This is a genomic window from Simplicispira suum (assembly GCF_003008595.1).
GTDB lineage: Bacteria > Pseudomonadota > Gammaproteobacteria > Burkholderiales > Burkholderiaceae_C > Simplicispira > Simplicispira suum.
In genome coordinates, this window is sequence record NZ_CP027669.1 from 3,791,920 (window position 1) to 3,813,528 (window position 21,609).

General features: G+C 64.7%; 21 protein-coding genes, 1 tRNA gene and 1 riboswitch. Of the genes, 14 read left to right on the plus strand and 8 right to left on the minus strand.

Annotated elements, in window-relative coordinates:
• Positions 1 to 183 precede the first annotated feature (183 nt).
• Together C6571_RS17530 and C6571_RS17535 are read left to right on the plus strand one after the other, a co-directional pair.
• Positions 184 to 1,938 (plus strand): M14 family zinc carboxypeptidase, encoded by a 1,755-nt coding sequence (locus tag C6571_RS17530; protein ID WP_106447830.1) that lies wholly within the window; start codon positions 184 to 186, stop codon positions 1,936 to 1,938.
• A 239-nt stretch (positions 1,939 to 2,177) separates the two neighbouring features.
• A tRNA-Arg gene (locus C6571_RS17535) sits at positions 2,178 to 2,254 on the plus strand.
• Between the two features lie 339 nt (positions 2,255 to 2,593).
• Here the strand turns inward: C6571_RS17535 and C6571_RS17540 are convergent.
• On the minus strand, positions 2,594 to 3,055 hold the full coding sequence (locus tag C6571_RS17540) for a MerR family transcriptional regulator (protein ID WP_106447831.1): 462 nt from the start codon (positions 3,053 to 3,055) through the stop codon (positions 2,594 to 2,596).
• A 159-nt stretch (positions 3,056 to 3,214) separates the two neighbouring features.
• Here C6571_RS17540 and C6571_RS17545 point away from each other — a divergent pair, with 159 nt between their 5' ends.
• The 3 genes from C6571_RS17545 (at position 3,215) to C6571_RS17550 (ending at position 5,561) form a co-directional block, all read left to right on the plus strand.
• Positions 3,215 to 4,012, plus strand: coding sequence for an SDR family NAD(P)-dependent oxidoreductase (locus tag C6571_RS17545; RefSeq protein ID WP_245901329.1), 798 nt, complete (start codon positions 3,215 to 3,217; stop codon positions 4,010 to 4,012).
• Positions 4,013 to 4,153: 141 nt separating this feature from the next.
• Positions 4,154 to 4,498 (plus strand): hypothetical protein, encoded by a 345-nt coding sequence (locus C6571_RS19590; protein ID WP_146139371.1) that lies wholly within the window; start codon positions 4,154 to 4,156, stop codon positions 4,496 to 4,498.
• Between the two features lie 358 nt (positions 4,499 to 4,856).
• Positions 4,857 to 5,561, plus strand: a complete 705-nt coding sequence (locus C6571_RS17550; protein WP_106447833.1) for a DUF1003 domain-containing protein — start codon at positions 4,857 to 4,859, stop codon at positions 5,559 to 5,561.
• Positions 5,562 to 5,766: 205 nt separating this feature from the next.
• Here C6571_RS17550 and C6571_RS17555 read toward each other — a convergent pair whose 3' ends face one another.
• A complete protein-coding gene (locus tag C6571_RS17555; protein WP_170094795.1) occupies positions 5,767 to 7,311 on the minus strand; it encodes a winged helix-turn-helix domain-containing tetratricopeptide repeat protein in 1,545 nt (514 codons plus the stop codon).
• A 191-nt stretch (positions 7,312 to 7,502) separates the two neighbouring features.
• Between C6571_RS17555 and C6571_RS17560 the strand changes: the two genes are divergently transcribed.
• The 3 genes from C6571_RS17560 (at position 7,503) to C6571_RS17570 (ending at position 9,825) form a co-directional block, all read left to right on the plus strand.
• Positions 7,503 to 7,802, plus strand: a complete 300-nt coding sequence (locus C6571_RS17560) for a hypothetical protein (RefSeq protein ID WP_106447835.1) — start codon at positions 7,503 to 7,505, stop codon at positions 7,800 to 7,802.
• A gap of 123 nt (positions 7,803 to 7,925) precedes the next feature.
• Complete coding sequence (locus C6571_RS17565; RefSeq protein WP_106447836.1) at positions 7,926 to 8,315, plus strand: cupin domain-containing protein; 390 nt, start codon at positions 7,926 to 7,928, stop codon at positions 8,313 to 8,315.
• 69 nt (positions 8,316 to 8,384) lie between these two features.
• A riboswitch (TPP riboswitch) is annotated at positions 8,385 to 8,488 on the plus strand.
• A 62-nt stretch (positions 8,489 to 8,550) separates the two neighbouring features.
• Positions 8,551 to 9,825: a purine-cytosine permease family protein gene (locus tag C6571_RS17570; RefSeq protein ID WP_106447837.1), complete on the plus strand. Its 1,275-nt coding sequence runs from the start codon at positions 8,551 to 8,553 to the stop codon at positions 9,823 to 9,825.
• 66 nt (positions 9,826 to 9,891) lie between these two features.
• Here C6571_RS17570 and thiD read toward each other — a convergent pair whose 3' ends face one another.
• A complete protein-coding gene (gene thiD, locus C6571_RS17575; RefSeq protein ID WP_106447838.1) occupies positions 9,892 to 10,743 on the minus strand; it encodes a bifunctional hydroxymethylpyrimidine kinase/phosphomethylpyrimidine kinase in 852 nt (283 codons plus the stop codon).
• Between the two features lie 272 nt (positions 10,744 to 11,015).
• Here thiD and C6571_RS17580 point away from each other — a divergent pair, with 272 nt between their 5' ends.
• Genes C6571_RS17580 through C6571_RS17595 form a run of 4 tightly spaced genes read left to right on the plus strand, consistent with a single transcriptional unit; the run spans position 11,016 to position 14,070 of the window.
• Entirely contained in the window at positions 11,016 to 12,128 is a 1,113-nt protein-coding gene (locus C6571_RS17580) for an FAD-dependent oxidoreductase (protein WP_106447839.1), read from the plus strand.
• Positions 12,125 to 12,322 carry a sulfur carrier protein ThiS gene (thiS, locus tag C6571_RS17585; protein WP_106447840.1) on the plus strand — a complete coding sequence of 66 codons (198 nt, stop codon included), beginning with the start codon at positions 12,125 to 12,127 and terminating at the stop codon, positions 12,320 to 12,322. Before C6571_RS17580 ends, thiS begins: the two co-directional genes overlap by 4 nt.
• A gap of 15 nt (positions 12,323 to 12,337) precedes the next feature.
• On the plus strand, positions 12,338 to 13,159 hold the full coding sequence (locus C6571_RS17590) for a thiazole synthase (RefSeq protein ID WP_106447841.1): 822 nt from the start codon (positions 12,338 to 12,340) through the stop codon (positions 13,157 to 13,159).
• Entirely contained in the window at positions 13,156 to 14,070 is a 915-nt protein-coding gene (locus C6571_RS17595) for a thiamine phosphate synthase (RefSeq protein ID WP_106447842.1), read from the plus strand. The genes C6571_RS17590 and C6571_RS17595 overlap by 4 nt, the downstream gene beginning before the upstream one ends.
• Positions 14,071 to 14,134: 64 nt before the next feature.
• Here the strand turns inward: C6571_RS17595 and C6571_RS17600 are convergent, their stop codons facing one another.
• From C6571_RS17600 to C6571_RS17620, 5 genes are all read right to left on the minus strand, one after another.
• The gene (locus tag C6571_RS17600; RefSeq protein ID WP_106447843.1) at positions 14,135 to 15,700 is read right to left on the minus strand and encodes a malonate--CoA ligase; all 1,566 of its coding nucleotides are present in this window, start codon (positions 15,698 to 15,700) and stop codon (positions 14,135 to 14,137) included.
• A gap of 6 nt (positions 15,701 to 15,706) precedes the next feature.
• Positions 15,707 to 16,510 (minus strand): enoyl-CoA hydratase/isomerase family protein, encoded by an 804-nt coding sequence (locus C6571_RS17605; RefSeq protein ID WP_106447844.1) that lies wholly within the window; start codon positions 16,508 to 16,510, stop codon positions 15,707 to 15,709.
• 15 nt (positions 16,511 to 16,525) lie between these two features.
• A complete protein-coding gene (locus tag C6571_RS17610) occupies positions 16,526 to 17,983 on the minus strand; it encodes a malonyl-CoA decarboxylase (protein WP_106448324.1) in 1,458 nt (485 codons plus the stop codon).
• 130 nt (positions 17,984 to 18,113) lie between these two features.
• Positions 18,114 to 18,602: a MerR family transcriptional regulator gene (locus tag C6571_RS17615; protein ID WP_106447845.1), complete on the minus strand. Its 489-nt coding sequence runs from the start codon at positions 18,600 to 18,602 to the stop codon at positions 18,114 to 18,116.
• A 2-nt stretch (positions 18,603 to 18,604) separates the two neighbouring features.
• The gene (locus C6571_RS17620) at positions 18,605 to 18,901 is read right to left on the minus strand and encodes an SCP2 sterol-binding domain-containing protein (RefSeq protein WP_106447846.1); all 297 of its coding nucleotides are present in this window, start codon (positions 18,899 to 18,901) and stop codon (positions 18,605 to 18,607) included.
• A gap of 147 nt (positions 18,902 to 19,048) precedes the next feature.
• Between C6571_RS17620 and C6571_RS17625 the strand changes: the two genes are divergently transcribed.
• Together C6571_RS17625 and C6571_RS17630 are read left to right on the plus strand one after the other, a co-directional pair.
• Positions 19,049 to 19,957, plus strand: coding sequence for an SDR family oxidoreductase (locus C6571_RS17625; protein WP_106447847.1), 909 nt, complete (start codon positions 19,049 to 19,051; stop codon positions 19,955 to 19,957).
• The gene (locus C6571_RS17630) at positions 19,954 to 21,576 is read left to right on the plus strand and encodes an acyl-CoA carboxylase subunit beta (RefSeq protein WP_106447848.1); all 1,623 of its coding nucleotides are present in this window, start codon (positions 19,954 to 19,956) and stop codon (positions 21,574 to 21,576) included. The genes C6571_RS17625 and C6571_RS17630 overlap by 4 nt, the downstream gene beginning before the upstream one ends.
• Positions 21,577 to 21,609 lie beyond the last annotated feature (33 nt).

The following is a 21,609-nucleotide window of genomic DNA, read 5'->3' on the forward strand; positions in this document are numbered from 1 at the left end:
TTTTTTAGTAGCTTTCAGAAGACACCAAGGTGTTTCGGCTGTACGCACCATGGCGGGCACTTGCGTTTGTGCGCAAGAAACGGCGTGCACGCTGACACCGCCAGTGCACCGCCGCCGTTTACCATTCGCGCCTGGCTCCGGCTCCGCCCTCCCTCCCCCTACTTTCGAACGGCCGATCGCACCATGCTTTTGCAGCTTCTCTCCCGAAATGTTCGCGCTGCAGCACACCGCTGCTCCCCCTACGTTGTCGCGCTCGCCCTGTTGCCGGCTTTGTTGGCAGGCTGCGCCAGCACGCCTTTGCCGCCCTGGCCCGCCAAGGCGCCACTGCCCCCTGCGGAGCGCGGCCGCGTGGTGGCACCGGTCTACCCCGCGCCTGGACAGCCTGCACAAGCCACGCCCGTGCCGGGCGCGGCGAGCCTGCCCTCCTGGCCCACAGGGGCCGCGCCGGCACCTGCCGACCCAGCTTTGAATCCCGCTGTCGCCGCGCATTTTCCGGATCCGATGGTGCGCTACCGCACGCCCGGTCTCAGCGACGGACGCCGCGCCTTCACCACCAATGCCGAGTTGTCCGACTGGCTCGGCGCCATTGCTACGGCACAGCAGGGGGCCGGAACCCGAACGCAACTGCTGCGCCTTGGGCCGTCACAGCACGGCGAACCCATTCTTGCGCTGATACTCACGCGCGCTGCTGGCACCACGCCAGACGCCATGGAGGCCTCGCGCCGCCCCACCGTGCTGATGGTCGGCCAGCAGCGCGGCGACGAACCCGCAGGTGCCGAAGCCTTGCTGGCATTGGCCCAGGAACTGGCGGGCGGGCTGTTGGAGCCGCTGCTGGACCGCATCAACGTAGTGTTGGTGCCGCGCGCCAACCCCGATGGCGCCGACGCCGGCACGCCAGAGACGGCGGCCGGTGTCGACATGGTCAGCGACCATCTCGTGCTCTCCACGCCCGAAGCGCGGGCGCTTGCCGAGTTGGTGCGCGAGTACCGGCCCATCCTGGTGCTGGACGCACGCGAATTCCCGGCTGCAGGCGCTTTGCGCGATGCATTTGGCGCCGAACCCAGCTACGACGCGCTGCTGCAGTACGGCACTGCAGCCAACGTGCCGGATTTCATTACCAAAGCCGCACGCGAGTGGTATTACGAACCCATGGCGGCGTCGCTCAAGTCCGAGCGCCTGCGCAGTGACTGGTTCTTTGGACCTGCGCAGGGCGCAGGCATTGGGCGCGTGGCCGGCGGCAGCGTCCTGCCCGACACGCTGCGCAACGTCAGCGGCCTGAAAAATGCCGTGGGCTTCACGGTAGCGAGCCGGGGTGTCGGCCTGGGGCGCACCCATATCCAGCGCCGCGTGCACACCCAGGTAACGGCCATGGCCAGCGCCCTGCGCAGCACGGCAGAACGCTCTTCCAGCCTGGAGCAGGTGCGCAGCTTTGTCGCGCGCGACACCAGCGCCCTGGCCTGCCGCTCGCAAGCAGTGATCGAAGCCGTGCCCACCCCAGCGCAGCGCGACATTGCACTGCTCGACGCACACACTGGCGCCGAACGCATCGAGCATGTAAGCTGGGATTCGCCGCTCAAGCTGCGCGCAGTCACCTCGCGCCCGCGCCCTTGCGGCTACTGGCTGGCGGCTCGGGCCGACAACGTGGTGGACCGACTCAAGCTCCTGGGCGTCCAGGTTCTGCGTGTGGCGGAAGGGGGCCCCTTGCTGGCAGACAGCTACGAGCGTGCCGGACCCGGCGCAGCACTGCGCCGCAACACCATTGACGCCCCTGCGGGCAGCTACTACGTGCCGCTCAATCAGCCGCTGGCACAACTGGCCGTTGCCGCCCTTGAACCCGACAGCGCCGCAGGCTATGTTGCAAAGGGCGTCATCGACGACGTGAGCGAGGTGGCGCGCATCATCTCGACCCCTTCTTTGGTGTTTGAAGAACCGACCTGAAGTAACTGCACGGCATGCATCGAAGCGTTTGGCAATCGCGTACGAGCGCACCTGTCGGACAGGTACGGTCACACATGGACAATAGCTATATTTTTGATAGCTTATAGCGTATGCTGCATAAGCGCTAGAGCCTGATTTTTACCTTATTTTTGGCTTGCAGGCACCCGCGCGCCAACGCAAGCTACAAGCACCCGCGCAGGTATGATCGCCCGCTCTGCGCAGGCACCTGCCACATTCATCTGCCCGTAGCTCAACTGGATAGAGCAACAGCCTTCTAAGCTGTAGGTCGGGGGTTCAAGTCCCTCCGGGCAGGCCATTAAATACCGTTTAAAAACAACGACTTATATCGAAAATCGTTCATTTTGATTTGGTTGTATCTGGCCAATTTTTTGGGAATTTGAGGCAATTCCATGTCTCAACTGCGGCTCAAAAATGCAGGCGCAAAACAACGTCTTTGGCTTCCATTCTGTTTTTCGCTTCCCTGAAAACACAGGGAGCTTTCCCATTCAGCGCCAAGCTGCGTGACTCAGGCGACAACTACCTTGACGCGCTCCGGGACACAAGCCGCCGCTGGAGCGCACGACCAGCAGCGCGAGGGTTGCAGGGCTATTGGGCCGCAGCAGGCCACTGGACCTCTGGCGATCTCAGCTTGCGCTCATGCGCGCACCTTGGTTTTCTCAGTAGCTAAAGCTGTCATGAAGTCAAAAACGAAGTTGCAGTCTTCATCCTGCAGCACGCTCATATCACCCACCGCAACCGGTGCCACATAGCCGCGTATCACTTGCAGGCCTGCAATGCGTTCATCAATTTTTGACAGCACCTCTCCCGCCAGCCGAACCATGGCTTGCCCGTCGATGTCGCCGTTGTCGCGATCGGATAGCAGCAAGGCAATTTCGGCCAACGTGAAGCCGAGTTCCTTCAAATGCATGATGGCTTTGAGCCGGTCCTGCGTATCGGGGCCATATTGGCGGTAGCCGGCTTCCGTCCGGCTCTGTGGCGAAATCAAACCCTCGTCCTCATACAGGCGCAATTGACCGCGGGTCACCTTGGCAGCTTTGCACAAGCTGCTGGTGGTCTGCAAGGTCTTGAAGGAATCGACGGTGACGACGGATTTCATTTCTTTTTGCGGGGCGGCGCCACATGTTAAACCTGGCACCAGGGTGCCGAGTCAAGTGGTTTCGAACATGCGCACAAAATGCACCCCAAGGGCTTGACATGGCACCTTGGTGCCGGGTTTTGAATGCCTCCTTCGACACCATCACACGAGAGCTTCACCTTGACCACAACCCCTATCTCTCAGAAAACAGCACTTGTCACCGGTGCATCGTCAGGCATCGGCAAGGCACTGGCCTACCACTTTGCGCAAGACGGCTACCAGCTCGTGCTGGCGGCCCGAGGCGAGGCAAAGATGCAGGCCTTGGCCGATGAGTTGGAAAAACAATTCAAGGTTGTCGTCACTGTCATTGGTGCAGACCTGGAAACCAATGACGGGGCAGCACAACTGCACGCCAACATCAAAGCGCGCGGCATCACCCTGAGCGCCTTGGTCAACAACGCCGGCTTTGGGACGTTTGGCGAGTTCAAAGACTCGGCGCTGGCGTCAGATCTGGCCATGATGCAACTCAACATGAACACGGTCGTCGTGCTGACCAAGCTTTTTTTGCCCGATTTGTTGGCGACGCGCGGCAAGATTTTGAACACGGCATCCACAGCGGCATTTCAGCCAGGCCCCTACATGGCGGTGTACTACGCCACCAAGTCATTTGTGCTGAGTTTCTCGGAGGCCATTGCGTCCGAGCTGGAAGACACCGGTGTAACGGTGACGGCGCTTTGTCCAGGCCCCACGGCCTCGGGTTTTCAAGACAAGGCCGATCTGGGTAGCTCTGCACTGGTCAAGGGAAAGAAACTGCCGACCTCAGAAGAAGTTGCCGCATTGGGCTACCGCGCCATGCAACGCGGGCAGCGGGTCTACATCCCTGGCTTCGTGAATTGGGCCATGGCGCAAAGCATACGCATCACGCCTCGCAACCTGGCAACAAAGCTCGTCAAAGCATTGACCAGACCACTTGCATGAGGCCCGCGCCATGTTCAAACACATGAGCAGCTGCTGCCGCAGTAGAGCAGGGTTTTTATTGCCGTTGGCCTCTTGGCCACTGGCATCAGCACTTGGCTCTGGATGAGCGGTCATCGACTGAAATCCATGGCGTACCCACTTATGACCATTGCGCTGATGCGGATGGTGGTGGTGGCTTGCGTCTACCCCCGCGCCGACACGCAGTTGTCGACCTTGAACGCTCAACGAAACTCCAATCCTGCAGCGTCAATGGCGGAAGGAACTTCCCGAATGCAGAATGTCGTGAAAGACTTTTCGATCTACAAGACGATCGAAATGGTGCCGCTGATCGTCGGTGATGGAAGGATTGCCTTTGCAGCACCACGACATGGCCGCAGCTATCGGGGTTGGCCTGGCCTTATGAGCAGCCTTTACGCTGACGCTCAATGTGGTGGCCGAGGCCAGGGACGCAGATTCTGTGTCTGCACTGCAGGGGTTCCCGCCTGAATCGTCGCAGGTGGCCCAAAAATACGGCTTGAATCCACCCAGCAGCGCACAGCTGCAGCGGCGCCACGGAGCGGCGCCCTCCTGGTGTCGTGAGTTGAAAGTGCGTTGAAAGATGAAATGGGGCGAAATCGTCGTCAGGCAAGGCGCTAGCCACAGCGATAGCCGGTGCCATCGCGAGGATCTACAACGCGGCATGGCGGCGATTCTCGGCACTTTTCTGAGACGGATTTCCAACGCACGACACCAACGCGCAAGCGCACCGAGCACACACAATGGAGCATGCGAACCAGCCGCCCCATGGCCCGCTCGCAGCCAACGACGATTCCGCGGCAAACCCAACTGCGATAGAGGCTGAGCTATGACCCACAAAACCAACGCAAAGCGCTGTTGCGCCCTCTGCAACCAACCCTTCCAGAGGTCCGACCTCATCTCGGGGGAAATCATTGGCAAGGAGATGGCGCAAGAAATTTGCAAGACCGCTCCCTCTTGGTCCGCTGAATCGTATATCTGCCGCGCGGATCTTGCCAAGATTCGAGGCGCCTACGTGCACTCGATTCTTGAGTCCGAGCGCGGCGAGCTGTCGTCATTGGAGCAAGAAGTGATTCGCAGCCTGCAGGAGCACGAAATACTGTCGACCAACATCGACGCCAGCTTTGAAAAGACATGGACTTTCGGCGAGCGACTGGCCGACAGAATCGCTGCCTTTGGGGGCAGCTGGGCGTTTCTGATTGCCTTTGGCGTCTTTCTCGCGGTCTGGGTGGGCATGAATTCACTGGTGCTGCTGTGGAAGCCGCTGGACCCCTACCCTTTTATCTTTCTCAATCTCATTCTTTCCTGCCTTGCTGCCATCCAGGCCCCCGTCATCATGATGAGCCAGAACCGGCAAGAGGCGAAAGACCGCATTCGTTCCGAGCACGACTACCAGATCAACCTGAAGGCCGAGCTGGAAATTCGGCATCTGCATGAAAAGATGGACCACCTGCTGTCGCACCAGTGGGAGCGCCTGGTGCGCATACAGGAGCTGCAGCTCGAACTGCTCTCGGATCTGGGAGCGAAGAAGTAGCTCCAACTTGCCTGCGGTTTCACGCAGCCCAGTGGATGACCCAAGCGCCTCCAGTGCGGAAGCCGGCGAGGACAGGGGCAGAGAGCCGACCCAAAGTTCTCATGCTTTGATAGCTGAAAGCGCTTGCTGCATCTGCGCTAATGCCCACTTTTGCCTTGAATTCAGTGCAGTCCCCGTGCCCTGCGCGGCCCACCAGCCAAATCGCTCAGCCTTCATCCATCCGCTGCAACGCTGCCGCGAGGGACGCCTCCTCGCGCCTACGGACCTCGGGGTCCGTCGCCAGCCACACCCCCTGCAGCCGGGCGGCGACCATGTCCGGCGCAAGCGCCTTCAACGCGCTCAACTGCGCAGCCGCACGCGCCAACTGCCCTGCGCCCACCAGGCACAGCACCAGACACAGCCGCGTGCCCGCAAAATCGGCCTCGCGCAGCGATTGCTGCGCGGTGTGGATGGCGTCGTCGTAGGCCTGCGCGGCAAACTGTGCCCACACCAGGTTGTCCAGCAGATGGAAACGTGCCGGGTCGCGCGGGCTCAGGCGAATCGCATGCATGCAGCGGGCCACGCCGCCCGCTGGGTCGCCGGAGACGGCCTCGGAGATGCCCAGCCGGGCCAAGGTGACGGCGTCGTTCGGGTTCAGTTCCAGCGAACGCCGGAAATCCGCCACCGCGTCCTGCAGGCTGCCGCCCACCAGCATCAGCCAGCCCCGGCCACGCCAGGCCAGCGCATCGTTGCTGTCGATGGCCAGGGCGTGCGCGGTGGCGTCGAGCGCGTCGGCCAGAGCAGCGGGCGGCGCGGTGTCGAAATACATGTGCCACGAGAGCGCATCGACGATGGCGTTCTGCGCAGCGCTGCAGCGCGGATCGATGGCCAGCGCCTCTTGCGCCAGCGCGATGGCGGCGTCCCGCGCCCCCCGGTTGGAGCGCGAGAGGCCCTCGCGCGACTGCGCCCATGCGCGCTGGGCCAGCGCGTAGGCGCTGCTGCCCTGCGGCCGCAGCAGGCGCGCACGCTCAATCTCGGAGTGCTCGATGTGCGGCACCATGGCAATCACGATGGCGCGGACGATTTCGTACTGGGATGCTGCGCCATCGCCCAACCCCGATGTATAGCGATCGCTCCAGATTTGCTGGCCTGTCAGCGCATCAATCAGCGCGGCATCAATCCGCAGCTCACCCTCCGTGCAGCGCACGCTGCCTTCGAGCACGTAGCGCACGCCGAGTTCGCGCGCCACCTCGCGTGGGTGCACGGCGCGCCTGCGGTAGCTTTGTACGGCGTGGCGCGAGATGACAAAGAGGGAATGCAGGCGCGAAAGCGCGTCGATGAGGTCGTCTCCCATTGCGTCGACAAAGTCCATGCCGGCCCAGCCATTGCCGACGCAGTCAAAGGGCAGCACCGCGATCGATGGCTTGTCGGGCAGTCCGAGGACCAGATCGCCGCCACCAGGTGCTGCCGACTCAGCGTTGACCGGCAGCGTGAAGCGGTAACCCTGGCCCGCCACGGTTTGCAGCGCGTCGGCACCGAGCACCTTGCGCAAGGTAGAGATTTGTACGCTGAGGTTGTTCTCTTCCACCACTGCGTCGCGCCACACCAGGCGGAGCAGTTCGTCCTTGGACACCACGCGTTCACGGTGCTGCACCAGCGCGGCGAGCAGGTCAAAAGCTCGCGCTCCCAGGCTGATCGGTGCGTGGTTTTCCAGAAGCCGGCGCTGGTCCAGCAGCAAAGCAAAGCGGCCAAACAGCACCGAATCGGGCATGGGGCTTTCGTGGAGAGTCTCGCAATCTACCCCCTGCGCGACCGCCTTAGCAAGGTTTAGGCGAGATAAAGGACAGCAGCGGTGGCGGCGCAGACACTGCAGGCGGCACGGCCGATGGCCGCACCCGTGCGGAAAGCCTTGCCGCCAGGCTTTCTGTCCAAGCCCTTGATCGGCGGCACCAGGAGCTTTCAATGATTGCATTCGTTCGCGTGGCCAGCGTCAAACCCGGCAAGCAGGTGGCGGCCATGGCCTTTGCCAAGGAGATTGCGGGATTCCTCAAGAGCAGCCACCATTTGGACGTCGAGGTCCTGCGGCCCGTGGGCGGCAACCCGCAGCGCATCGCCTGGTCCACGCGCTATGCCGACATGGCGGCGATGGAAGCGCTCAGCGCCAAAATGACCTCCGACCCCAAGTACTGGGAGCTGGTCAACGGAGCAGCCGACTGCTTCATCGCCGGCAGCATGCACGACGGCATCTGGCAAACGCTGTGACACTCGCCAGCCGATTCGGTTTCTCAATCAATCGAGTACGCGAAGACGAAGCGCAGACAGTACAGGCGCGCGGAAAGCCGACAAAGTCATCGTTTGATAGGCCCTTCTACGATAGGAATTCCCATGACCATACAAGGCTTCACCGCCACCCACGCCAAGGACGCCAGGTTCGAGCGCGGCCTGCGTTCGTTCTTCGAGTACCGCGACCTGGGCATCCAAGACGCCACCCAAGGCCGCGTCGATGCCCACGTCATCCGCGCTGCGGCCGGGCAGGAATTTTCGAGCCAACCACATTTGCACCACACGCACTTCCAGCTCGTCTACATCCTCAAGGGCTGGATTGAATTCGAGTACGAGGGCCAGGGCACCGTACGCCTGGAGGCGGGCTCCTGCGTGTACCAGCCGCCCGGCATCCGCCACCGCGAACTGGGCCACAGCCCGGACATTGAGATGCTGGAAATTGTGCTGCCCGCAGGTTTCACTACCGAAGAAGTAGATTCCGTCAACGGTTAGGGCCACGGCACACTACCCCGGCTGGTTTTGTGCCCCACCGCTAGAATCCGCTTCGCACCACGTACCCGGTGCATTCGCTAGGGGTGCCCCGCAGCGCAAGCTGCGTGGGCTGAGAGAGTCCCTTTGAACCTGATTGAGGTCATCCTCGCGCAGGGAAGCCGGAACGCCACGCCAGGTCGCATTGTCAGCGGCATGGCACGCCAGCAGCTCCCGCGCAGGTCTTTACGGAGCTGCCATGACGACACCTACCCTCCCCGCCAACGAAGCGCTGGCGCCTATCGCGCCCGACCGGCGCGTCTTCGGCCTGCGCGACCACGCTGCGCTGTGGTTCAGCCTGGGCGTCGGGCTGCTGGTGATGCAGGTGGGCGCCTACCTGATGCCGGCGCTAGGCACCAAGGAAGCCATGCTCGCCATTGTCGGCGGCTCGCTGATTGGCGCCGGCATGCTCGGCTGGGTGGCCAAGATCGGCTGCGACAGCGGCCTGGCCAGCGCCGGACTGATGCACGCGGTCTATGGACGCAGCTTTGCGCGGCTGCCCATCATCCTGAACATCGTGCAACTGCTGGGCTGGGGCACGTTTGAACTGGTGATCATGCGCGACGCCACCGTGGCGATTGGCCGCCAGTCGGGCGCCATGCTGGCGGGCTACTGGCCGGTGCTGGCCACCCTGCTGTGGGGCGGCGTGATCACGCTGCTGATCAGCGGCTCCATGGTGCAGCTGGTGCGCCAAATCATTTCCCGCGTGGCACTCCCGCTGGTGGTGCTCTCCTTGCTCTGGCTGACCTGGAAGTTTCTGGGCATGGCGCAGGCGCAAGGGCTCGAAGCCCTTTGGCAGCGGCGCGGCGAAGGCGGCATGGGCGTGCTGCCGGCGCTGGACCTGGTGATTGCCATGCCGATCTCCTGGCTGCCCCTGGTGGCCGACTACGCCCGCCACGGCAAGAGCGGCAGCGCGGCGCTGCGTGGCACCTGGGCGGGCTATGCGCTGGCCAACATCTGGTGCTACGCGCTGGGTGTGCTGGTGGCGCTGGTGCTGCCCAGCGCCGACCTGGTGACGGCGCTGCTGCTGGCGCAGGGCGGGCTGATTGCGCTCTCGCTCATCCTGATTGACGAGGTGGACAACGCCTATGGCGATGCGTATTCGGGTGCTGTTTCGACGCACAGCCTGCTGCCGCGCTGGAGCGTGCGCCAGTGGGGCCTGCTGATCGCGCTGCTGTGCACCGGCATGGCGCTGGTGCTGCCCATGCACAGCCTGGAGCCGTTTTTGCTGCTGCTCAGCTCGGTGTTCGTACCGCTGTTTGGCGCGATTCTCGGGCGCCTCGCAGGGCGCAGCGACGTGGCGGCCCAGGTAGAAGGAGCGCGCCCTGCGCATGCGGCGCCAATTGCCATCTGGATCGGCGGAATCGCCTTCTACCACCTGCTGCCGCAGTTCAGCTCGGCATTGGGCTCGGCTTTGCCGACCTTGGCGCTGAGCTTTGCGCTCGCTCGGATCACGCGCACGCACAGCGCCTGATTACTCACTTTTTTATAGCTTCCAACGCTTTGTGGATAAGCGCTAGAGCCTTAAAAGACCAAAAATTTACGGCTGCACCCACTGCGCCACCGGCGCAAAGCCATGGTTCAGCGGCCCGGCGCCCTGCCCGGTGCGCACCTGCGCGCCAGCGGCAATCGCGCCCAGGATGTAGGCACGCGCTGCTTGCACCGCCTGCGCCAGCGGCAGGCCGAGCGCCAGCTGCGCGGCAATCGCCGACGACAGCGTGCAGCCGGTGCCATGGCCGTTGCGGGTGGCGATGCGCGCGGCTTCCAGCCGGGTCAGCCGGCCGCCGGTTTCGATCAGCACGTCGATCACTGCGTCGCCCGCGAGATGCCCGCCTTTGAGCAGCACGGCCGGGGCGCCCAGCGCGAGCAGTTCACGCGCAGCAGCGTCAAGCGTCTCGGGGCCGGCGATGGCGTGGCCGAGCAGAAGCGCGGCCTCGTCCAGGTTGGGGGTCACCACCTCGGCCAGCGGGAACAAATCCCGCACCAGCACCTGAACGGTTTCGGCGGCCATCAGCCGGTCACCGCTGGTGGCCACCATGACCGGATCAAGCACCACATGCGGCAGGCGGTGGCGGCGCACGGCGTCTGCCACCACGGCCACCACTTCGGGCGAATGCAGCATGCCGATCTTGACGGCATCGACGCCGATGTCTTCCACCACGGCGTCGATCTGCGCGCGCAGCATGTCGGGTGGCACGCCGTGGATGGCGCGCACGCCCTGGGTGTTTTGCGCGGTGATGGCGGTGATGGCCGTCATGCCGTAGCAGCCGAGCGCGGCAAAAGTCTTGAGGTCCGCCTGGATGCCCGCGCCGCCGCCGCTGTCGGAGCCGGCAATGGAGAGCACGCGCACGTAGCGGGAGAAAGTGGATTCGGTCTGCGGTTCTGAGGTCATGCTGGGTGGTCTTTCAACGCAAGTGTGCACTGCGCCATGTCAAGGCCGTGGTTTTGGCGCTGTGCTCTAATTCTCGCTGGACGAAACAGGGGTGTCCTGCCAAAAACTCAAACGTTTTGGCGCGGACTGAGAAACACCCTGGGGCGCGTTGCACCTTCCACCGGTTGGTGCACCGCCCCGTTACCCGATCCAGGTCATGCTGGCGTGGGGAGTTTCCAGTACTGGCACCATCCCGGTGTGCCCGTTTTGTCCGTGAATATGGACGGAACGCGATGACGACAAAACCAACCTCCTTTGCCATTATTGGCGCCGGGCTCATGGGCCGCTTGCTTGCGGTGTCTCTGGCGCGCGCCGGCCACCAGGTCGACATCTACGACCTGGGCGGGCCCGAGGGCGAGCATTCGGCCGCCCGCGTCGCTGGCGGCATGCTGGCGCCGCTGGCCGAATCGGCCGTCACCGAGCATGGTGTGGTGCGCATGGGGCGCTATGCGCTGGCGCGCTGGCGGGAACTCCTGGGCACGCTGGCCAGCCCGGTGTTCTTTCAGCAGGAAGGCACACTGATCGTCTGGCACCGCCAGGATGCGGCCGACGCCGCACGCCTGCGCCAGCAGCTCGCCGCCACACGCGAGCAGGTGCCGGAACTCCCCGCCATGGAGCCGCTTGATGCCGCACGACTGGCCGAAGTCGAGCCGGCACTGGCGACGCGCTTTGCCAGCGGCATGCTATTGCCCGGCGAAGGCCAGCTCGACAACCGCCAACTGCTGGCTGCACTGGCACTGGAAATGCAGACGCTGGGCGTGAAAACGCACTGGAACCAGGCCGCCGACCCGGCAGATTTCGCGCCAGGCACCAGCGGCCAGCCCGGCTGGGTGCTCGACTGCCGGGGCCTGGGCGCACGCAGCACCTGGCACGCCTTGCGCGGCGTGCGCGGCGAGGTGGCGCGCGTGCATGCGCCCGAGGTCACGCTGGCGCGCCCGACGCGATTGGTGCACCCGCGCTACCCCATCTACATCGCGCCCAAGGAAAACCATGTGTTCGTCATCGGCGCCACCGAAATCGAAACGGATGATTTGTCGCCCGCGAGCGTGCGCTCGGCGCTCGAACTGCTCAGCGCCGCCTACGCCGTGCACCCCGGTTTTGCCGAGGCGCGCATTCTTGAAATTGCCACGCAGTGCCGACCCACGCTGCCCGACAACCTGCCCGCCGTGCGCCTGCGCACGCCGCGCGTGCTGGAGGTCAACGGCCTGTACCGCCACGGCTACATGATTGCGCCGGCCTTGCTCGACGTGGTGCTGGAACTGCTGACCACGGGCGATTCGCCGCTGGCACGCAGCTTTGACCTGACGGTGGACACCGCAGAGTCAACCGAGGAACTTGCCGCATGAACCTCACCGTCAACGGCCTACCCCGCACGCTTCAGGCAGGCGCCAGCGTGGCCGATCTGTTGGCAGCGATGGACGCCAAGCCGCCGTTTGCCGTGGCTGTGAACACCAGTTTTGTTCCAGCAACGCGCCACGCACAACACCTGCTGCAGCCAGGCGATCACGTTGAAGTCATCTCCCCCGTCACTGGCGGCTGAGCCGCCCCTATTTTTATGAACACCGCCAGCCCCACCCCAAGCGCTCCCGATACCCTCACCCTTTACGGCGAAACCTTCCAGAGCCGCTTGCTGCTGGGCACGGCGCGATATCCCTCGCCCAGCACACTCAAGGCCGCCGTGCAGCAGGCCAGGCCGGGCATGGTGACCGCCTCGCTGCGGCGCCAGACCAGCGGCAGCGCAGAAGGCGGCCAGAGCTTTTTCGAGCTGCTGCGCGAACTCGGCGTACCGGTCCTGCCCAACACCGCCGGCTGCCACAGCGCGCAAGAAGCGATCACCACCGCGCAGATGGCGCGCGAGGTGTTCAACACGCCGTGGATCAAGCTTGAGGTGATCGGTGACGACTACACCCTGCAACCCGACACGCTCAACCTCGTCGCCGCTGCCGAGACGCTGGTGAAGAGCGGGTTCAAGGTGCTGCCCTACTGCACCGAAGACCTGATCCTGTGCCAGCGCCTGGTTGATGTGGGCTGCCAGGCAGTCATGCCCTGGGCAGCGCCGATTGGCACCGGGCGCGGCCCCGTCAACCCGTACGGATTGCAGGTGCTGCGCGACCGGCTCAACGTACCCATGCTGGTCGATGCGGGCCTGGGCCTGCCCTCGCACGCCTGCCAGGTCATGGAGTGGGGTTTTGATGGCGTGCTGCTCAACACCGCCGTGGCGCTGGCGCAAGACCCGGTTGCCATGGCCGTAGCCTTTGCCGACGCCGTGCGCGCCGGCCGCGCCGCGCGCCGCGCCGGCGCCATGCAGCCCCAGGCCAGCGCCCAGCCGAGCACGCCGGTGCTGGGCACGCCGTTCTGGCACCATGCACCCGCATGACAGAGTCCACTGCCCTGGCGCGCGACATCGAGCGCGCCCACGCTGCCAAATTCAGCGCTTTCGCGCCGCTGCCTGCCCCCGCGCCTGAGAGCGACGCGCCGGTGTACCGCGCCGCGCTGGCCGCCTGCAGCACGCTGGGCTTCATTGCCCAGGATGCGCAGGTGCTGGCCCATGCCTGGCAGGCGCGCTGGGAGCGCACCGGCAGCAGTGCGCCCGACCTCTGGCCGAGCGTTGCGCAGGATTTTGGTCTGCAGCCGCGCCCCCATGTCGCACCCTTTGCCGCCTGCCCGCAGCAGCTTGGCCTGTACGCCGTGCTGCCCGACGCGGCCTGGGTAGGCCGCATGGCGCGCGCGGGCGTGCCCACGGTGCAACTGCGCTTCAAATCGGATGACGCCACCGCCATTGCCCACGAGGTACGCGCCGCCGTCGATGCCGTGGCCGGCACGCCAGCCCTGCTATTCATCAACGACCACTGGCGCGAAGCCATCACCGCCGGGGCCTACGGTGCGCACCTGGGTCAGGAAGATCTGGATGCGCTGAGCGCCGCTGAAGTGCAGGAACTGCGGGCCAGCGACCTGCGCCTGGGCGTCAGCACCCACGGCTACGCCGAGATGCTGCGCGCCGACGCGGTCCAGCCCAGCTACATCGCCCTGGGCGCTGTGTTCCCCACCACGCTGAAACGCATGGCCACCGCCCCGCAGGGCGTCGCGCGCCTGCAGGGCTACGCCGCGCTGCTGCGCGACTACCCGACGGTGGCGATTGGCGGTATTGGCGCGGAGCAGTTCCGCGAAATTCTGGACACAGGCGTGGGCTCGGTTGCCGTGGTGCGCGCGCTGGTGGCGGCGCAAGACCCCGAAGCCGAGGCAGTGCGCTTGTTGCGTGCGATGGGCAGCGTAGCGCCAAATTTATAGAGAAAATGGCCTCCAGCGCTTACTGGGTAAGCACTGGCAGCTCTCTTTTCGATAGTTTCAGATGCTATTTGGCTGCCGCAAACAGGCCGCCATACGCTTCGCGCAGCAGGTTTTTTTGCACCTTGCCCATGGTGTTGCGCGGCAAGTCGGGAACCAGCACGCAGTGCTTGGGAATCTTGTAGTTCGCAAGCTGGGTCTTGAGCGTGCCCAGCAGGGCTTCGGGCGCCGGCTGACTGCCTGGCCGCGCCACCACCACCGCCACGCCGACCTCGCCGAAATCGGGGTGCGGCACGCCGACCACGGCGCTCTCCTGCACGCCGGGCAGTTCGTTCAGCACGCCCTCGATCTCGGCCGGATAGACGTTGTAGCCGCCGCTGATGATGAGGTCCTTGCTGCGCCCGACGATGTGCACGTAGCCACGCGCATCGACCTGGCCCACGTCACCGGTACGGAACCACCCGTCCCGCGTGAACTCCTGCGCAGTCTTCTCGGGCATGCGCCAGTAGCCGCCAAACACGCTGGCGCCGCGCACCTGAATGCCACCGATCTCGCCGGCGGGGAGCGCCCGGTCTTGCGCGTCCGCCACCCGCAGGTCCACCCCAGGCAAAGGGAAGCCCACGGTGCCGCCGCGCCGCTCGCTCTGGTTGTCGTAGCGGGCGTCCGGGCCGTAGGGGTTGCTGGTGAGCATGGTGGTTTCGCTCATGCCGTAGCGCTCCAGAATCGTGTGGCCCGTGCGCTCCTGCCATTCGCGGAAGGTCTCGATCAGCAGCGGCGCCGAGCCGGAGATGAACAGCCGCATGTTGGACACCGCGTTGCGGTTCAAAGCTGTCTCTCCCAGCATGCGCACGTACAGCGTGGGCACGCCCATGAAGACCGTGGCGCGGGGCAGCGCGGCCACCACGGCGGCGGGATCAAACTTGGCGAACCAGAGCATTTTGCTGGCGCCCAACAGCGCAGCGTGGATGGCGACAAACAGGCCATGCACGTGGAAGATGGGTAGCGCGTGGATCAGCACGTCGTCCTTGCGCCAACCCCAGTACTCTTTCAGCATGACGGCGTTGGCCAGCAGATTGCCGTGTGTCAGCATGGCGCCCTTGCTGCGGCCGGTGGTGCCGCTGGTGTAGACGATGGCTGCCAGGGTGTCGGCAGCGCAGACAGCCGGCGTGTGCGTTTCGGCATGGTGGGCTGCGCGCTCCAGCAGGCTGCCGCTGCGGTCGTCGCCCAACGTGTACACGGCCTGCGTGCCGGCTTGAAATGCGATCTTGGACACCCAGCCAAAAGCGGCGGGCGTGCAGACCACCACGGCCGGCTCGGCATCGCGCACGAAGTATTCGATCTCGGCACTGCGGTAGGCGGTATTGAGCGGCAGAAACACCAGCCCGGCGCGCAGTGTGGCCAGGTACAGAGTCAGAGTTTCCACCGACTTTTCCACCTGCACGGCGACGCGCGCGCCCTGGGGCAGATTCAGGCTGTCCATCAGATTGGCAATGCGTGCGCTGGCATGGTCCAGGTCGGCCCAGGTGTAGTAAAGCGTGCTGCCATCGGGCGCAATCGCTTCAATGGCGGTGGCGCTCAGGTCTTCCGGAAAAGCCGCGCGCAGCGCGGCAAACAGGTTCTCATTGGCGGGCATGGCGAATCAGAAGTTGGCTGGACGCTTGGCGAGAAAGGCGTCGATGCCCTCGCGGTGCTCCGCGCTGTCGGCATACATGTAGGCGCTATTTACTATGTCTTCCATAGCAGCTTGCGCATACCCAGCAAGCGTGGAAGGCGATTTTAAGGCCCGAAGTGTCTGCTTGTTCAGGCGCGCCGCCTGCGGCGCGAGGGCAGCGATGCGGCCGGCGCTGGCGAGGGCCTCGGCGGCCACGGCGTCGTTGTCCACGACGCGCGAGAGAAAACCACAGGCCTGCATCTCCGCCGCAGAAAACGTGGCCGCTTCCAGCAGCATTTGCCGCGCTACCGCCTCGCCCAAAGCGCCGGCTACCAGTTGCGCCTCGCGGGGTGCCATGGGGAAACCCAGCCGCGCAATGGGTGCGCCAAAACGGGCCGACGCGCCGGCAATACGGATATCGCAGCAGCTGGCAATTTCGACGCCAGCGCCCATGCAGGCGCCGGCAATGCTGGCGACGATGGGTGCGTCGCAAGCCAGCATGGCAGCGAGTGCGCCCCACACCTCGGTTTCGTGAAATTCACGCAGCGCTGCTTCGTCAAAGCGAAACGCCGGGTACTCCGAAATGTCGCCACCGGCACAAAATGCGCCGCCCTCACCTTCCACCAGCACGCAGCGAACGCCCGCATCGGCGTTGATCTGCTCAAACGCGGATTTCAATTCGCCCCACATGGCGCGCGACATGGCGTTGAGGCGGCCGGGGTTGCTGAGCACCACGCGCCAGCCGCTTGCGACGCCCTCCAGCGGCTCGATGCGGATATGCCCCGTTTCCATGTGAGTCCTTCTTTGTCAGCCGCCAGCGGCCATCTTTTCAACCTCGCGCGACGCGGCAATCTTGCCTTCGGCCAACTGGCTGCGGTGCTTGTCGATGCGCTTCAAGTCGTACAGGTAATTGACCATCAGGCCGTAGGCCTGTTTGTGGCCCTTGGCCGAGCGGTCGCCCGCCCAGTTGACGCGCTCGATACGCGCGCCATTGCCCAGGTGAAAGCGCGCTACCGGGTCCACGGGCCGGCCATCGACCATTTCCAGTGCCAGATAGCGCGCAGCGCATTGCTGCAGCCACAGGGCCACGGGCGCACGGGCTTCCAGCGTGCTGGCCTGCTCTGCGGCGGCCAGCAGCGCGGCGCTGGTAAGCGCTTCTGGTCCATCCAGTGCCAGCGCTCCGGCCAGCTCGGCGCGGCGCTTGTCGTCCAGGCGCTCCGACGCCTGAGCGGCGTTCTTGCCCAACCACGCGCGAAACCCCGGAATGGGCGAGAGCGTGGCGAACTGGCGCAGTCGCGGGAACTCGGCGCTCAGCGTTTCGGCCACGGTCTTGATGAGCGAATCACCAAAGCTCACTCCGCGCAGCCCCGTTTGCGTACTGCTGATGGAATAGAAGATGGCAGTGGTCGCACGATCCAGCGGCACCTGGGCCACGGTCTCGTCAAGCAGCGGCGCAATGCTGTCCGAGAGGTGCTCGACCAGCGCTACCTCGACAAAGATCAAGGGCTCGGTCGGCAGGCTCGGGTGAAAAAAGCCATAGCAGCGCCGGTCGCCCGCCAGCCGGTTTTTCAGGTCGGCCCAACTGCGGATGTCGTGCACGGCCTCGTACTTGATGAGCTTTTCGATCAAGGACGCGGGCGAGTCCCACGACAGGCGCTTGAGCTGCAGAAAGGCAACGTCGAACCAGGTGGAAAACAGCTGCTCCAGCTCGGCGTCCAGCGCCAGCAGGCGCTTGTCGGTCTTGAGCGCCTTGAGCAGCTCGGCGCGCAGCTCGATGAGAAAGCGCATCCCGTCCGGGAACGCGGCAAAGCGTTGCAGCAAGCGCGTGCGCGGCGAAGTCATGGCCCTGCGCAGCGCTATTTCAGCCTGCGCCTCATTGGGCGTGCCGACGGCGGCCTCGTAGCGCTCGCGCGCAGTCTTGAAGCGCGAGGCATCGGGTGAAAACTGCTCGCACAAAAGGAGCCAGAAGTCGCGCCGCTCGCCGGGCTCAGCGTCTTCGTACCATGCAGCCAGAGCCTGTGCGCGGCGTCCGCCCTCCACTTCGCTCACGCGCGGCGCAATCACGTCCTGCAACTGCGTCAGCAGTCGGCGCAGCGCGCGCGGTGAGAGGCATTCCTCTCCCCGACGCATCGAGGCCTGCAAGCGCACGTGGGTGCTGCGTTCGGTTTTCGGCTTTTCGACCACAGGGGCATTGGCGTCGGCAGCCGAGCGGGCGCTGGTCAGCAGCGACACGCTGCGCGAAATCCATTCGGGAACGTTGTTCATGGGCTCCATCAGGCAAGTGGTGTGCAGGCGGCGCGTTGCCAGGGCGAGCGTCGTGCCGCAAGTGCATATTATTCCGGCAATTGCCAGACTGCCCCGTCAAAAGGCGCCGCGCCTGCCTCCCAATGGCGTATCAGCCCGCTTCCAGCGGTGGCAAGCCCAAATTTTCTCGCACGCCGCTGTTGATGATGCGCAGCTCTGCCAGGCTGCTTTCGATGTGGGCGCGCTTTTGTTCCAGCTCGGCAATCGCGCCGTCCGTGCGCTCCAGCACATAACGCAGCTGCTGCTCACGCCCTTCTCCCGCCTGGCCGTACATGTCCAGGTACTGCTTGATTTCTGCCAGCGATGAGCCGAGCGCCTTGGCTCGCAGGATCAGCACCAGGCGCGCACGGTCGCGCCGGCTGTAGACACGCGTTCCATTGATGCGCCTGGGGCTCAGCAAGCCCTTGTCTTCGTAAAACCGCAGGGTGCGCGGCGTTACATCAAAGGCCCTGCACAGCTCGGTGACACCGAAAATCTCGGAGTGCACGTCGTCCGAGAAGTGATCGGCCAGCACCTGGCGCGCCGCCTCGGTGGCCGCAGCCTGGCGCTCGCCCGCGCTCTGCGTGTGGCCATCGGACATCGTCAGATCACCCGCTGCAGCTTCATGGCAATGCTCATGTCGCCGCTGACCTTGAACTTGCCGCCCATGAAACCCGTGACCGGATCGAGTTTGCCAGTGAGCAAGTTGTTCAGGTTGTCCAGGGTGATCTCCACCGTGCAATCGGCCTCGCCGTCTTCGTTGCTGACGGTGTTGGGGCTGGAAACGCCGTCAATAAGGATTTGGCCGTCGGCTCCGCAGTCGAATTTGAGTACGGCGTCTAGGCCGCTGCTGTCGCCCACTTTGGCGCGGATGGCGTCGGTGCATTCCTGGAGGTTCATGGTGTTCCTTGTGAAAGTTGAATAAACAAGGTCAGCATCATAAGACCATTGCATTCCCCACAGCATAGGGAAAATGCCTAATGGCAAGTTACTTGACGTTAACGTCATGTTGAAATCTAATGCGTTATCCATGCAGCTGTATCCGACATGAACCCATCTACTCCCCCACTCCAGACCACTGACGCCACCGGGAAGCGCTACCACAGCGTGTTCCGTGACGGGCTTTTCACAGGCCGCACCTTTTGGGTGACAGGAGGCGGCAGCGGCATTGGCCGCTGCACCGCACACGAGCTGGCCTCGCTGGGCGCGCGCGTTGTCATCAGCGGGCGCACCGCTGAAAAACTGGACCGCGTGGCCCAGGAAATCCGCGAGGACGGCGGCCTGTGCGAGACCATTGCCTTCGACATCCGCGACGAAGATGCCGTGAAGGCCGCCGTGGCCGAGGTGGTGGCGCGCGTCGGCCGCATCGACGGTCTGGTCAACAACGCAGGCGGCCAGTTCCCGGCGCCGCTGCAGGCCATCAGCAAGCGCGGCTTCGAAGCGGTGGTCAGCAACAACCTTACAGGCGGCTTTTTGATGATGCGCGAAGTGTTTCTGCAAAGCATGCAGGAGCATGGCGGCGCAATCGTCAACATGACGGCCGACTTTCGCAACGGCATGCCGGGCATGGCCCACTCGGGCGCTGCGCGCTCAGGCATGAGCAACCTGACCATGAGCGCGGCTTTTGAGTGGGCCAGCAGCGGCGTGCGTGTCAACGCGGTGGCCCCGGGCTGGGTGGCCTCCTCCGGCATGGACAGCTACGGGGGCGCTGTGAAAGCCCTGATCCCGAAGCTGCGCGAACACGTACCGCTGCGCCGCCTGGCAACCGAGGCAGAAATCAGCGCCGCCATCGTCTTCCTGCTCAGCCCCGGCGCCGCCTTCATCACCGGCATCACGCTGCAGATCGACGGCGCCGCCTCACTGGGTGCACCGCTTTTCCCCATCATGGAACACCAGCGGTCGCAGCCCTTTGAAGGCTTTCATCGCGCCCAGACGCCGGAGGTGCTGAATCCATGACAGCTCTGCGCTCCCTCATCGACACGCGCAGCGACGCCTTTCGCCGCAATGCCGAACGCATGGCCGAGCGCCTGGCCCTGGTGCAAGGCCTGCAGGGCAAGGTGGTGGCCGAGTCGGCCTCGAAACGCGAAAAATTCGAAAAAAAGGGCCAGCTGCTTCCGCGTGAGCGTGTGGCCCGCCTGCTCGACCGGGGCAGCAGCTTCCTGGAACTCTCGGCCCTGGCGGGGCTGGGCATGCACGACGACGACGGCAAGAAGGCCGTGCTGGGTGGTGGCTCCATCGTCGGCATCGGCCAGGTGGCGGGCAAGCGCGTGCTGATTTCCGCCAGCGACAGCGCCGTCAAGGGCGGTACCGTGGCGCCCATGGGCCTCAAGAAAGGCCTGCGCGCCCAGGCGATTGCACTGCAGAACAAGCTGCCGCTGATTGCGCTGGTCGAATCGGGCGGCGCCAACCTGATGTACCAGGCCGACATTTTTGTCGATGGCGGGCGCAGCTTTGCCAACCAGGCACGCCTGTCAGCCGCCGGTATTCCGCAAATTGCCGTGGTGCACGGGTCATCGACGGCCGGCGGCGCCTACCTGCCCGGCCTGTCCGACTATGTGGTGCTGGTGAAAGACCGCTCCAGCATCTACCTGGCGGGCCCGCCCCTGGTGAAAGCCGCCATTGGCGAAGACACCACCGACGACGAACTGGGCGGCAGCGACCTGCACGCCAGCGTGACCGGCCTGGGCGAATACCTGGCCGAGAACGATGCCCACGCCATCGCCCTGGCACGCGATCTGATGGACCACCTGCCCTGGGACGATGCAGGCGGCCCGAATACCACTGCGCGCGCGCCGCTGTACGACGCTGCCGAACTGATGGGCATTGTGCCTGCCGACGAACGTGAACCGTACGACGCCCGCGAGATCATTGCCCGCATCGTCGATGGCTCGCACTTTCTGGAATTCAAGGCCAGCTTCGACCGCGACACCCTGTGCGGCCATGCCCGCATCGACGGCCACCGCGTGGGCATCATCGCCAACAACGGCCCGATCCAGCCCACGGGTTCAGTGAAGGCCGCGCAGTTCATCCAGCTGTGCGACCAGAGCGGCACACCACTGGTGTTTTTGCAGAACACCACGGGCTACATGGTGGGCACGGCGGCCGAGCGGGCGGGTGCCATCAAGCACGGCAGCAAGATGATCCAGGCCGTGGCGAATGCGCGGGTGCCCAAGTTCACCATCGTGGTCGGCGGCTCGTTTGGTGCCGGCAACTACGGCATGTGCGGGCGCGGGTTTGATCCGGACTTCATCTTCACCTGGCCTACCGCGCGCACTGCCGTCATGGGCGGCGCGCAGGCGGCCATGGTCATGGAAATGATCAGCCGCGGCAAGTTGGAGCGCGCTGGCGTGCCGATGAACGAGCAGGCCGAGGCCGGTATCCAGGCCATGAGCGACCAGCTCAGGCGGCGCCTGGATGCCGAGTCGGACGTGCTGTTCGGCACCGCCCGCCTGTGGGACGACGGAATCATCGACCCGCGCGACACCCGCAGCGTGCTGGCGCAATGCCTGGCCATGGCGCACGACGCCCGCGCGCGCGCGCTGCGCCCCAACACCTTTGGCGTGGCGCGCTTCTAAGCCCATCGCGCTCCCACAATTTTTTCTGGAGAG